The following is a 12357-nucleotide window of genomic DNA, read 5'->3' on the forward strand; positions in this document are numbered from 1 at the left end:
CACGGAGCCAGGTGGACGTTAATATTAACCTGAAGATTAAACATGACTGAATCTTTTGCTCAACTGTTTGAAGAATCCTTAAAAGAAATCGAAACCCGCCCGGGTTCCATCGTTCGCGGTGTTGTTGTTGCTATCGACAAAGACGTAGTACTGGTTGACGCCGGTCTGAAATCTGAGTCCGCCATTCCGGCAGAGCAGTTCAAAAACGCCCAGGGCGAGCTGGAAATCCAGGTTGGTGACGAAGTTGACGTTGCTCTGGACGCAGTAGAAGACGGCTTCGGTGAAACCCTGCTTTCTCGTGAGAAAGCTAAACGTCACGAAGCATGGATCACGCTGGAAAAAGCTTACGAAGAAGCTGAAACTGTGGTCGGTGTTATCAACGGCAAAGTTAAAGGTGGCTTCACTGTTGAGCTGAATGGTATTCGTGCGTTCCTGCCAGGTTCTCTGGTAGACGTTCGTCCAGTTCGTGACACTCTGCACCTGGAAGGCAAAGAGCTTGAGTTCAAAGTAATCAAGCTGGACCAGAAGCGTAACAACGTTGTTGTTTCCCGTCGTGCCGTTATCGAATCCGAAAACAGCGCAGAACGCGATCAGCTTCTGGAAAACCTGCAGGAAGGCATGGAAGTCAAAGGTATCGTTAAGAACCTCACTGACTACGGCGCATTCGTTGACCTGGGCGGCGTTGATGGCCTGCTGCACATCACCGACATGGCGTGGAAACGCGTTAAGCACCCAAGCGAAATCGTGAACGTGGGCGACGAAATCACTGTTAAAGTGCTGAAGTTCGACCGCGAGCGTACTCGTGTATCCCTCGGCCTGAAACAGCTGGGCGAAGATCCATGGGTAGCTATCGCTAAGCGTTACCCAGAAGGTACTAAACTGACTGGTCGCGTAACCAACCTGACTGACTACGGCTGCTTCGTTGAAATCGAAGAAGGCGTTGAAGGTCTGGTGCACGTTTCCGAAATGGACTGGACCAACAAAAACATCCACCCATCCAAAGTTGTTAACGTTGGTGATGTAGTGGAAGTGATGGTTCTGGATATCGACGAAGAACGTCGTCGTATCTCCCTGGGCCTGAAACAGTGCAAAAACAACCCATGGCAGCAGTTCGCGGAAACCCACAACAAGGGCGACCGTGTTGAAGGTAAAATCAAGTCTATCACTGACTTCGGTATCTTCATCGGCCTGGACGGCGGCATCGATGGCCTGGTTCACCTGTCTGACATCTCCTGGAACGTTGCAGGCGAAGAAGCAGTTCGTGAATACAAAAAAGGCGACGAAATCGCTGCAGTTGTTCTGCAGGTTGACGCAGAGCGTGAGCGTATCTCCCTGGGCGTTAAACAGCTCGCAGAAGATCCGTTCAACAACTGGGTTGCACTGAATAAGAAAGGCGCAATCGTAAACGGTAAAGTGACTGCAGTTGACGCTAAAGGCGCAACCGTAGAACTGGCTGACGGCGTTGAAGGTTACCTGCGCGCTTCTGAAGCTTCCCGTGACCGCGTTGAAGATGCCACTCTGGTTCTGAACGTAGGCGACGACGTTGAAGCTAAGTTCACCGGTGTTGACCGTAAGAACCGTGCAATCAGCCTGTCTGTTCGTGCTAAAGACGAAGCTGATGAGAAAGATGCAATCGCAACTGTTAACAAACAGGAAGATGCAAACTTCTCTAACAACGCAATGGCTGAAGCTTTCAAAGCAGCTAAAGGCGAGTAATATCAGGTTCTCAGCATCATTTGCGCTGTAACGCATTTACAGCCTGAAGGATGAGGAGCAAACTTGACAGATTGCAGGATTCGTCCTGTAATCAATAACAAAGGGCGGCTACGGCCGCCCTTGTTTAATGAGCTGTTCAGCTAATTGGTTTGAAAGGAACCGGAGGAATCATGACCAAGTCAGAATTGATTGAAAGACTTGCCAGTCAGCAACCGCATATCCCTGCCAAGGCAGTGGAAGATGCCGTAAAAGAGATGCTGGAGCATATGGCCTCCACTCTTGCCCAGGGCGAGCGCATTGAAATCCGCGGTTTCGGTAGTTTTTCTCTGCACTATCGTGCTCCACGTACCGGGCGTAACCCGAAAACTGGCGATAAAGTCGAGCTGGAAGGTAAGTACGTTCCACACTTTAAGCCGGGTAAAGAACTGCGCGATCGCGCCAATATTTACGGCAACTGAGTTTAGCCAGCCGGTTAAACTGGGTTCGAAAGAAAGCACCTGCGGGTGCTTTTTTTGTGTCTGTCGCTTTCATTCTGAAGATGCCCCGCATTTTCCATTTCGTTTTCTGCAAACCGATAAAAACAGCACAGCGCGCGCTGTAAAACGCACTCTTCCCATCTGACATTCCTTCTGCCTGATTACATACTGCCCCTCTGAAACAGGGAGGTAGCAATGGGAATTCCCGCGCTTAGCATCTGCGCCATTCTGGCGATAGCCCCGTTACTCTGGTTACCTGAACTGCCATCACGTCATACCGTGTGGATAATGATTGTTGGCGGGATCGTGCTGGCCGCACGGCGAAACGTACGACTGAAGTATGCGGGTATCACGCTGTTATTTTGCGTGTGGGGTATTCTGGCTGCGAAGGAGAGCGTCTGGCCGATGCAGCATTTAACCACGGGGGCCGTGCAGGCTGAGGTAGCAATTACCGCCACAGATGGCGCAACGCAGCATCAGGGAAACATTCTCCGCGTTGATGGCAAGCGCTGGTGGGCCTCTACCGGCGTAACGCTGTATGGCAATTATCTGCCACAGAAAGCGTGTGCCGGCCAGCGCTGGAGCATGACGCTCAGGCTCAGGCCTGCTCATGGCGAACTGAACGACGGCGGCTATGATTCCCAGCGCAGCGCTTTTTCCCGGCACCAAACGCTGAGCGGGCGCTTCACCCGTGCGGAACTCGTCGATGGGCGCTGCAGCCTTCGATCGCAATATCTCATGTCACTGGAAAACCGACTTTCGGCTTACCGCTGGGGGGCGGTTATCCTCGGACTGGGAATGGGTGAACGTCTGGATGTGCCCCGGGAAATACAAGACCTGATGCGTGAAACCGGGACGCTGCATCTGATGGCGATTTCGGGTCTGCATATCGCGCTGGCGGCATCCCTCGCCTGGTTACTCGCGCGTGGGCTTCAGTTTTTGTTACCCAGCCACCGGATCCACTGGCAAATGCCTCTTCTGGCCGGGTTATGCTTTGCCGCTTTCTACGCCTGGCTTACCGGTCTGCAACCTCCGGCGCTACGAACGGTCATCGCGCTTGCTGTGCTTGCAATGTTGCGGATCGCTGCCCGGCAATGGTCTCCCTGGCAGGTATGGGGATGCTGTATCGCGGCGATCCTGATAAGCGATCCCTTAGCCATACTCTCGCAGAGTCTGCTCTTGTCTGCATTTGCCGTCGCCGCACTGATTTTCTGGTTTCAGTGGCTGCCTCTTCCTCGCTGGCGCCGGGCACGACGTATACGGCCGCTGCTGAACCTGATCTATCTGCAGGTGGGCATGCTGATGCTGCTGATGCCACTACAAGTTCTGATTTTCCATGGCTTCAGCATCACCTCCCTGGTCGCAAATCTCTTTGCCGTTCCCCTGGTGACGTTTGTCTCCGTGCCGCTGATCCTGCTCGGCATGCTGCTTCACCTCCTGCCGCTGGCGGCACCTGAAAGCATCGTCTGGTTCGCAGTCGATAAGTCACTTGCGGGATTGTTCTGGCTCCTCATGCGCTTGCCTTATGGCTGGCAAAATGTCGACCAACGCTGGCAGTACATGACATTACTGCCCTGGCTTATCATCATTGGCTGGCGCTTTCGTGCCTGGAAAACCCTTCCTGCCGTTTGTCTTGCAGGGAGTGTTTTACTCACATTTCCTCTCTGGAGAACGGAAAAAAACGAGAGCTGGACGCTCCATATGCTGGATGTAGGGCAGGGGCTGGCGATGGTCGTTGAACGGCAGGGAAAAGCCATTCTCTATGATACCGGGCTTGCCTGGCCGGGCGGGGATAGTGCGCAGCGGTTAATTATCCCGTGGCTTCGCTGGCATCACCTGCGGCCTGAAGGCGTTATTCTCAGTCATGAACACCTCGACCATGCGGGAGGACTCGCATCGTTGCAAAAAGCGTGGCCGGACGTGTGGGTAAGAAGCCCATTGCGCCTGGCGGGGCATCACCCCTGTTTTCGCGGGCAGAGATGGAAATGGCAGGGACTCTCCTTCACCGTACACTGGCCCCCTGAAAATTACCCGGCTCAGGGAAACAACCATTCCTGCGTGGTAAAGGTGGACGACGGTGAGCAGAGTGTTCTGCTAACTGGGGATATTGAAGCGCAGGCGGAACAGGCTATGCTTAGCCATTACTGGCGTTATCTGACGTCCACGCTCATACAGGTGCCCCATCATGGCAGCAATACTTCGTCTTCATTGCCGCTGGTACAGCGGGTGGAAGGTCAAATCGCCCTGGATTCCGCGGCCCGCTATAACGTATGGCGATTCCCGTCGGCAAAAGTTGTCCGACGCTATCGAAAAGAGGGGTACATCTGGCACGATACCCCTCATTCTGGACAAATATCGGTGACATTCTCGCAACATGACTGGCAAATCCGGCGCTTGCGTGAGCAATTTTTACCCGTTTGGTATCATCAGTGGTTTGGCGAGCCCGTCGATAACGGGTAGAATATGCGGCTATTTCAACGAATGCTGGTTTTTTGAATGCATAACGACAAAGATCTCTCCACGTGGCAAACCTTCCGCCGACTCTGGCCGATGATTGCGCCCTTTAAAACAGGCCTGATCGTGGCGGGAGTAGCGTTAATCCTCAACGCAGCCAGCGATACTTTTATGCTATCGCTTCTCAAACCGTTACTGGACGACGGTTTTGGTAAAACGGATCGCTCAGTGTTGCTATGGATGCCTCTGGTGGTTATCGGACTGATGATCTTACGCGGCATTACCAGCTATATCTCCAGCTACTGTATTTCCTGGGTATCAGGGAAAGTGGTTATGACCATGCGCCGTCGCCTGTTCAGCCACATGATGGGCATGCCGGTCTCGTTCTTTGACAAGCAGTCTACCGGGACGCTGCTGTCCCGTATTACCTACGATTCCGAGCAGGTTGCCTCCTCGTCCTCAAGCGCACTGATCACCGTTGTGCGTGAGGGCGCGTCAATCATCGGCCTGTTCGCGATGATGTTCTATTACAGCTGGCAGCTGTCGATCATCCTTATCGTTCTGGCGCCGATAGTTTCTATTGCTATCCGCGTCGTCTCAAAGCGTTTCCGCAATATCAGTAAGAATATGCAGAACACGATGGGGCAAGTGACGACCAGCGCGGAACAGATGCTGAAAGGGCATAAAGAAGTTCTGATTTTTGGCGGTCAGGACGTCGAAACCAAACGCTTTGATAAAGTCAGCAATAAAATGCGCCTTCAGGGGATGAAAATGGTCTCGGCCTCTTCCATCTCTGACCCGATTATTCAGCTGATAGCGTCACTGGCGCTGGCATTCGTCCTGTATGCGGCAAGCTTCCCTAGCGTGATGGAGACGCTGACGGCGGGTACTATCACCGTGGTCTTCTCCTCGATGATCGCCCTGATGCGTCCGCTGAAATCCCTGACGAACGTGAACGCCCAGTTCCAGCGCGGGATGGCCGCCTGCCAGACCCTGTTCAGCATTCTGGATTCCGAGCAGGAAAAGGATGAAGGTAAGCGCGTGATCGAGCGTGCAAACGGAGACGTTGAATTCCGTAACGTGACCTTTACCTATCCGGGCCGCGAAGTGCCTGCCCTGCGTAATATCAACCTGTCTATTCCGGCGGGTAAAACCGTGGCGCTGGTGGGCCGTTCCGGCTCGGGTAAATCGACGATTGCCAGCCTGATGACCCGTTTCTACGACATTGATGAAGGTGAAATCCTGTTAGATGGTCACGACCTGCGGGAATATACCCTGCAGTCGCTGCGTAACCAGGTGGCGCTGGTTTCCCAGAACGTGCACCTGTTTAACGATACCGTCGCCAACAACATTGCTTATGCGCGCACGGATGAATACAGCCGCGAGCAGATTGAGAACGCCGCACGTATGGCCTACGCAATGGACTTTATCAATAAGATGGATAACGGTCTGGATACCATCATTGGTGAAAACGGCGTGCTTCTCTCCGGTGGCCAGCGCCAGCGTATTGCGATTGCGCGCGCGCTGCTGCGCGATAGCCCAATTCTGATCCTGGACGAAGCGACGTCCGCGCTGGATACCGAATCTGAACGCGCTATCCAGTCCGCGCTGGATGAACTGCAAAAGAACCGTACCTCACTGGTGATTGCACACCGTCTGTCGACTATTGAGCAGGCTGATGAAATCGTCGTGGTTGAGGATGGCGTCATTGTTGAACGCGGAAGCCATGCCGATCTACTGGAACACCGCGGCGTTTATGCCCAGTTGCATAAGATGCAGTTCGGTCAACAATGATTGCACGCATCTGGTCCGGTGAATCCCCGCTGTGGCTGCTGCTTTTGCCGCTCTCCTGGCTGTATGGTCTGGTGAGCGGCATTATCCGTCTGCTTTACCGTTTAGGGTTTAAGCGGGCCTGGCGTGCGCCGGTTCCGGTTGTGGTGGTCGGTAATCTCACGGCGGGCGGCAACGGTAAAACCCCGGTGGTGATCTGGCTGGTGGAGCAATTGCAAAAACGCGGTATTCGTCCGGGGGTTGTCTCTCGCGGTTATGGCGGTAAAGCGGCGCAGTATCCTCTTCTGCTCACGGCGGAAACTACAACCGCCGAAGCGGGCGATGAACCGGTCCTGATATATCAGCGTACCGGCGCGCCGGTTGCGGTTTCGCCGGTGCGCAGCGACGCCGTTCAGGCACTGCTTGCCGAACACGCGGTGCAAATCATCATTACGGATGATGGTCTGCAACATTACGCCCTGGCGCGTGATAAAGAGATTGTGGTCATCGACGGGGTTCGCCGCTTCGGTAACGGCTGGTGGCTACCGGCCGGACCCATGCGCGAACGCGCTTCGCGCCTTAAGTCTGTTGATGCGGTGATTGTGAACGGTGGTGAGGCAAACGCGGGTGAAATCCCCATGCACCTGCAGCCGGGTCCTGCGATTAACCTGCTGACGGGGGAACGCCGGTCGGTTGCTGAGCTGCCTTCACCGGTGGCGATGGCGGGTATTGGTCATCCGCCACGCTTCTTCGCGACGCTGGAACAGTGTGGTGCCCGTCTGGAAAAGCGCGTTCCGCTGGCCGACCATCAGGCGCTGGTGGAAGGGCAGGTAGATGCCCTGACCGTACCGGGGCAGTCGCTGATCATGACCGAAAAAGATGCGGTGAAATGCCGCGCCTTTGCGAAAGATAACTGGTGGTATCTGCCGGTTGACGCCGAACTCAGCGGTGAGCAGCCGGAACGTTTGCTCAAGGAACTGATTGCGTTGGTGCACTAAAGGCTTACGCGGTTCTGGTGGCGCTTTGACTGACAGGAAAACGCATGTCTCTACCGCAACTCTCGCTCTCAGCCGCACGTAATCTCCACCTTGCCGCGCAGGGGCTGCTTAAAAAGCCCCGCCGCCGCGCGCAGCCTGCCGATATTCTCTCTACCGTCCTGCGCATGTCGCTGCTTCAAATCGACACCATTAACATTGTTGCCCGTAGCCCTTACCTGGTGCTGTTTAGCCGCCTGGGAAATTATCCTTCGCAGTGGCTGGATGAGGCGCTCAGCAAGGGGGAGTTAATGGAGTACTGGGCGCACGAAGCCTGCTTCCTGCCTCGCAGCGATTTTGCCCTGGTTCGTCACCGCATGCTTGCCCCTGAAAAGATGGGCTGGAAATATCGTCAGGCGTGGATGCTGGAACATGCGGCTGAAATTGAGCAGCTTGTCGCGCATATTCAGGATAACGGTCCCGTACGCTCCGCTGATTTTGAACATCCGCGCAAAGGCACCAGCGGCTGGTGGGAGTGGAAACCGCACAAGCGTCATCTCGAAGGACTGTTCACGTCAGGTAAAGTCATGGTCATTGAACGGCGTAATTTTCAGCGCGTTTATGACCTGACGCATCGCGTGATGCCCCACTGGGACGACGAGCGTGATCTGCTTACTCAGGAGGCCGCCGAGGCCATCATGCTGGAGAACAGCGCCCGCAGTCTGGGCATTTTCCGTCCGCAATGGCTGGCAGATTATTATCGCCTTCGTCAGCCCGCGCTGAAACCGCTGATGGACATATGGCAACGCGAACAGCGCGTCATCCCCGTCACGGTGGAAACGCTGGGCGAAATGTGGCTGCATGCGGATCTCCTCCCGCTACTGCCTCTGGCCCAGGAGGGGAAACTTCAGGCAACCCACAGTGCGGTGTTGTCGCCTTTCGACCCGGTCGTCTGGGATAGAAAACGCGCCGAGCAGCTGTTCGATTTTAGCTACCGGCTGGAATGTTATACCCCGGCTCCAAAGCGCCAGTATGGTTACTTTGTTCTCCCGCTGCTGCATAAGGGGCAACTGGTCGGGCGCATGGACGCCAAAATGCACCGCAAGACCGGCACGCTTGAAATCATTGCGCTTTACCTGCAAGAGGGGGTTAGGGTGACGGCGAGCCTGGAAAAAGGGGTAACGTTCGCCATTGGCGAATTCGCGCGCTGGCAGGGTGCCCGCGACGTGACGCTGGGCCGGGTGCCCGACGGACTGTTTACTTCCTGTCGAAGTGGCTGGGAAACAGGCACTCCCTGAAAAGGGAATGTGTTAAGCTTTAGCGATTACCCATACGGAGGAACTATGGATCACCGTTTACTTGAAATTATTGCCTGCCCGGTATGCAACGGCAAACTCTACTACAGCCAGGACAAACAGGAGCTGATTTGCAAGCTGGACAGCCTGGCTTTCCCGCTGCGTGACGGCATTCCGGTACTGCTGGAAAATGAAGCTCGTTCCCTGGTGGCAGAAGAGAGCAAACCATGAGTTTTGTTGTCATTATTCCTGCGCGCTATGCCTCAACGCGTCTGCCGGGTAAACCGCTGGTGGATATCAACGGCAAGCCGATGATTGTGCATGTCCTCGAGCGTGCGCGTGAATCCGGTGCCGATCGCGTGATTGTTGCTACCGATCATCCTGACGTCGCCCGTGCGGTTGAGGCGGCAGGCGGTGAGGTGTGCATGACCCGCGCCGATCACCAGTCCGGTACCGAGCGTCTGGCGGAAGTGGTTGAGAAATGTGGCTTCAGTGATGATACGGTCATCGTTAACGTGCAGGGCGACGAGCCGATGATCCCGGCGGTGATTATCCGTCAGGTGGCAGAAAACCTGGCTCAGCGTCAGGTCGGTATGGCGACGCTGGCGGTACCCATTCACCACGCTGAAGAGGCATTCAATCCGAATGCGGTGAAGGTGGTCATGGATGCCGAAGGCTATGCGCTCTATTTCTCCCGCGCCACCATCCCGTGGGATCGCGATCGCTTTGCGCTCTCTAAAGAGACCATCGGCGATACCTTCCTGCGTCATATCGGGATCTACGGCTATCGCGCCGGTTTTATTCGTCGATATGTTACCTGGGCGCCGAGTCCGCTGGAGCATATCGAAATGCTGGAGCAGCTTCGCGTGCTCTGGTACGGCGAAAAAATTCACGTTGCCGTTGCCAGCGAAGTGCCTGGGACGGGCGTTGATACGCCGGAAGATCTTGAGCGCGTCCGCGCCGAGTTGCGCTAATACCGCCTGCATCCCTCCTGACGGGGGGATGTCCTCTCCCCGCTAATTCCCCTTTCTTTTTCCTAATTGTTCTCTTCCGGGTGACATCTCCCTTCAGGACGCTCATTATAAAAGCAGTAGTCTTAATGGGGGTAATCTCATATGGAACAGCTGCGTGCCGAACTTAGCCATCTGCTGGGTGAGAAATTAAGCCGGGTCGAATGCGTGAGTGAAAAGGCCGATACCGCGCTTTGGTCGTTGTATGACAGTCAGGGCAACCCGATGCCGCTGATGGCCAGAAGTTTCACCTCGCCGGGCGTTGCCAGACAGCTGGCATGGAAAATGTCGATGCTGGCGCGGGAGGGAACCGTCCGTATGCCGACGGTGTACGGCGTGATGACCCACGAGGAACACCCCGGCCCGGACGTGCTGCTGATTGAGCGTTTACGCGGCGTGCCCGTTGAAGCGCCCGCGCGCACGCCGGAACGCTGGGAGCAGTTAAAAGACCAGATTGTCGAGGCGCTGCTGGCCTGGCACCGCCAGGATAGCCGCGGACTTGTCGGTCCGGTCGACAGTACCCAGGAAAACCTGTGGCCGCTGTGGTATCGCCAGCGGGTGGAAGTGCTGTGGGGAACGCTTAACCAGTTCAGCAATACCGGTTTGACCATGCAGGATAAGCGTATCCTGTTTCGTACCCGCGAGTGCTTGCCGGCGCTGTTCGATGGTTTTAATGACAACTGCGTGCTGATCCACGGTAATTTCACCCTGCGCAGCATGCTCAAGGACTCCCGCAGCGATCAGCTTCTGGCGATGTTGGGGCCGGGGATCATGCTCTGGGCTCCGCGCGAATATGAGCTGTTCAGGCTCAGCGACAGCGGGGCGGCGGAAGGTTTACTGTGGCACTACCTTCAACGCGCGCCCGTTGCAGAAGCGTTTCTCTGGCGGCGCTGGCTTTACCTGCTCTGGGACGAAGTCGCACAGCTGGTGAATACCGGACGTTTCAATCGCGCCAACTTCGATCTGGCGACAAAATCACTCTTGCCCTGGCTCGCCTGACGATCCTTTCAGCCACTGCCAGAGGCGTCCGAGCGTCTCGTAGCCGACGCGATCGCTATGCATCAGCCACACCGGGGAGGGGATCGCCCGTTCCCACGGGTTGAGCGGCGCGTCGATGGCCATCTGGTTTGCCGGTGCGGGAAGCGGGTGCAGGCCTTGCTTCTGGAAAAAAATCATCGCGCGCGGCAGGTGTGAAGCGGAGGTCACCAGTAAGAACGGGACATCGCCAATCGCCTGCTTCACTGCGGCAGCCTCTTCTTCGGTATCTTTTGGGCTGTCGAGCGTGATAATCGAGGAACGCGGCACGCCGAGTGATTCTGCGACCCTGGCGCCCGCTTCTGCCGTACTCACCGGGTTTGTTTTGGCCGCCGCGCCGGTGAAGATCATTTTTGATCCCTGATTTGCCAGCCAGAGGCGAATGCCTTCGTTTAGCCGTGGCAGGCTGTTGTTGATCAGATTTGAACTGGGGGCCCAGTCAGGATCCCAGGTATATCCGCCGCCCAGCACCACGATGTACGCCACTTTCTGATTTCCCTGCCATGTTGGGTACCTGTTTTCGATGGGGCGTAACAGACCGTCCGCGACCGGCTGCAGGCTCAGCAGCAGCAAGACCAACCAGCCGAACGTGATCAGCGTTTTTCCACTCTTCTGAAAGCGACTGAACCACACCAGCGCCAGCCCCAGCGCGATGATGATGAGCAGCAGCGGAAGGGGAAGCATCATCCCTCCAATGTATTTCTTAAGGGTAAAAAGCATCCTTTTTGGTTCCTTTTTTGACCATATAGCAGGTGATTACCCGTGATATTACACCAGAGAGGTTCATTCTCCGCGCGGGTGTGACAAAATAGCGGTTTTGCAGTTAGCGAGTGGAACTCTCCCAATGCGGGATCGCAATTTTGATGACATCGCGGAAAAGTTTTCGCGCAACATTTATGGCACCACGAAAGGGCAGCTCCGTCAGACGATCCTCTGGCAGGATCTGGATACCATTCTGGCTACGTTCGGTGGGCAAACGTTGCGCGTGCTGGACGCCGGTGGCGGTGAAGGGCAGACGGCGATAAAAATGGCCGAGCGCGGTCATCACGTCACGCTTTGCGATCTTTCTGCTGAAATGGTCGCCCGCGCGACGCGTGCTGCAGAAGAGAAAGGTGTGAGCGACAACATGCATTTTATACAATGCGCCGCTCAGGACATCTCACAGCATTTGGAAACCCAGGTTGATCTGATATTGTTTCATGCGGTGCTGGAGTGGGTTGCCGATCCGCAAAGCGTGTTACAAACCCTGTGGTCGATGTTGCGCCCGGGCGGCACGCTGTCGCTGATGTTCTACAATGCTAACGGCTTCCTGATGCACAACATGGTTGCAGGAAACTTCGACTATGTGCAGGTCGGGATGCCCAAAAAGAAAAAGCGCACGCTTTCCCCGGACTATCCGCGCGATCCACAGCAGGTTTATGGCTGGCTGGAAGCGATTGGCTGGCAGATCGTCGGGAAGACGGGCGTCAGGGTGTTTCATGATTATCTGCGTGAAAAACACAAACAGCGTGACTGTTTTGACACCTTAACAGAATTAGAAACGCGGTATTGCCGTCAGGAGCCTTTTATCAGCCTTGGCCGCTATATTCACGTCACCGCGCACAAGCCGCAGATGCAAGGATAACCT

At 55.5% G+C, this 12357-nt stretch carries 11 protein-coding genes; 10 read left to right on the plus strand and 1 reads right to left on the minus strand.

Annotated elements, in window-relative coordinates; translation table 11 throughout:
- Nucleotides 1-42: 42 nt before the first annotated feature.
- The 9 genes from rpsA (at nt 43) to NUX24_RS01625 (ending at nt 10694) form a co-directional block, all read left to right on the plus strand.
- Nucleotides 43-1716 carry a 30S ribosomal protein S1 gene (gene rpsA, locus NUX24_RS01585; RefSeq protein WP_008499966.1) on the plus strand — a complete coding sequence of 558 codons (1674 nt, stop codon included), beginning with the start codon at nt 43-45 and terminating at the stop codon, nt 1714-1716.
- Between the two features lie 170 nt (nt 1717-1886).
- Complete coding sequence (ihfB, locus tag NUX24_RS01590) at nt 1887-2174, plus strand: integration host factor subunit beta (protein ID WP_008499965.1); 288 nt, start codon at nt 1887-1889, stop codon at nt 2172-2174.
- Between the two features lie 213 nt (nt 2175-2387).
- Nucleotides 2388-4652 (plus strand): ComEC family protein, encoded by a 2265-nt coding sequence (locus NUX24_RS01595; protein ID WP_257829532.1) that lies wholly within the window; start codon nt 2388-2390, stop codon nt 4650-4652.
- A 36-nt stretch (nt 4653-4688) separates the two neighbouring features.
- Nucleotides 4689-6440, plus strand: a complete 1752-nt coding sequence (gene msbA / locus NUX24_RS01600) for a lipid A ABC transporter ATP-binding protein/permease MsbA (RefSeq protein WP_126328145.1) — start codon at nt 4689-4691, stop codon at nt 6438-6440.
- Complete coding sequence (gene lpxK / locus NUX24_RS01605; RefSeq protein ID WP_257829534.1) at nt 6437-7414, plus strand: tetraacyldisaccharide 4'-kinase; 978 nt, start codon at nt 6437-6439, stop codon at nt 7412-7414. Before msbA ends, lpxK begins: the two co-directional genes overlap by 4 nt.
- 44 nt (nt 7415-7458) lie before the next feature.
- On the plus strand, nt 7459-8688 hold the full coding sequence (locus tag NUX24_RS01610) for a winged helix-turn-helix domain-containing protein (RefSeq protein WP_257829536.1): 1230 nt from the start codon (nt 7459-7461) through the stop codon (nt 8686-8688).
- A gap of 45 nt (nt 8689-8733) precedes the next feature.
- Nucleotides 8734-8916 (plus strand): protein YcaR, encoded by a 183-nt coding sequence (gene ycaR, locus NUX24_RS01615; protein WP_006174474.1) that lies wholly within the window; start codon nt 8734-8736, stop codon nt 8914-8916.
- A complete protein-coding gene (gene kdsB / locus NUX24_RS01620) occupies nt 8913-9659 on the plus strand; it encodes a 3-deoxy-manno-octulosonate cytidylyltransferase (protein ID WP_023311001.1) in 747 nt (248 codons plus the stop codon). The genes ycaR and kdsB overlap by 4 nt, the downstream gene beginning before the upstream one ends.
- A 141-nt stretch (nt 9660-9800) precedes the next feature.
- A complete protein-coding gene (locus NUX24_RS01625; RefSeq protein WP_047651301.1) occupies nt 9801-10694 on the plus strand; it encodes a YcbJ family phosphotransferase in 894 nt (297 codons plus the stop codon).
- Here NUX24_RS01625 and elyC read toward each other — a convergent pair.
- The gene (gene elyC, locus NUX24_RS01630; RefSeq protein ID WP_257829539.1) at nt 10671-11450 is read right to left on the minus strand and encodes an envelope biogenesis factor ElyC; all 780 of its coding nucleotides are present in this window, start codon (nt 11448-11450) and stop codon (nt 10671-10673) included. The two genes, NUX24_RS01625 and elyC, sit on opposite strands and share 24 nt — an antisense overlap.
- 124 nt (nt 11451-11574) lie before the next feature.
- On the opposite strand from elyC, the gene cmoM reads away from it, so the two are divergent.
- Nucleotides 11575-12354, plus strand: a complete 780-nt coding sequence (gene cmoM / locus NUX24_RS01635) for a tRNA uridine 5-oxyacetic acid(34) methyltransferase CmoM (RefSeq protein WP_198885082.1) — start codon at nt 11575-11577, stop codon at nt 12352-12354.
- The last annotated feature ends 3 nt before the right edge of the window (nt 12355-12357 follow it).

Origin of the sequence: Enterobacter sp. HG048, from assembly GCF_024702055.1 — a bacterium.
In the GTDB taxonomy this organism is placed as follows: domain Bacteria; phylum Pseudomonadota; class Gammaproteobacteria; order Enterobacterales; family Enterobacteriaceae; genus Enterobacter; species Enterobacter dykesii.

Bases quoted from the DNA above. Each gene is read 5' to 3' on its own strand.
- rpsA (WP_008499966.1), top strand. From the start codon at position 43: ATGACTGAATCTTTTGCTCAACTGTTTGAAGAATCCTTAAAAGAAATC.
- ihfB (WP_008499965.1), top strand. From the start codon at position 1,887: ATGACCAAGTCAGAATTGATTGAAAGACTTGCCAGTCAGCAACCGCAT.
- NUX24_RS01595 (WP_257829532.1), top strand. From the start codon at position 2,388: ATGGGAATTCCCGCGCTTAGCATCTGCGCCATTCTGGCGATAGCCCCG.
- msbA (WP_126328145.1), top strand. From the start codon at position 4,689: ATGCATAACGACAAAGATCTCTCCACGTGGCAAACCTTCCGCCGACTC.
- lpxK (WP_257829534.1), top strand. From the start codon at position 6,437: ATGATTGCACGCATCTGGTCCGGTGAATCCCCGCTGTGGCTGCTGCTT.
- NUX24_RS01610 (WP_257829536.1), top strand. From the start codon at position 7,459: ATGTCTCTACCGCAACTCTCGCTCTCAGCCGCACGTAATCTCCACCTT.
- ycaR (WP_006174474.1), top strand. From the start codon at position 8,734: ATGGATCACCGTTTACTTGAAATTATTGCCTGCCCGGTATGCAACGGC.
- kdsB (WP_023311001.1), top strand. From the start codon at position 8,913: ATGAGTTTTGTTGTCATTATTCCTGCGCGCTATGCCTCAACGCGTCTG.
- NUX24_RS01625 (WP_047651301.1), top strand. From the start codon at position 9,801: ATGGAACAGCTGCGTGCCGAACTTAGCCATCTGCTGGGTGAGAAATTA.
- elyC (WP_257829539.1), bottom strand. From the start codon at position 11,450: ATGCTTTTTACCCTTAAGAAATACATTGGAGGGATGATGCTTCCCCTT.
- cmoM (WP_198885082.1), top strand. From the start codon at position 11,575: ATGCGGGATCGCAATTTTGATGACATCGCGGAAAAGTTTTCGCGCAAC.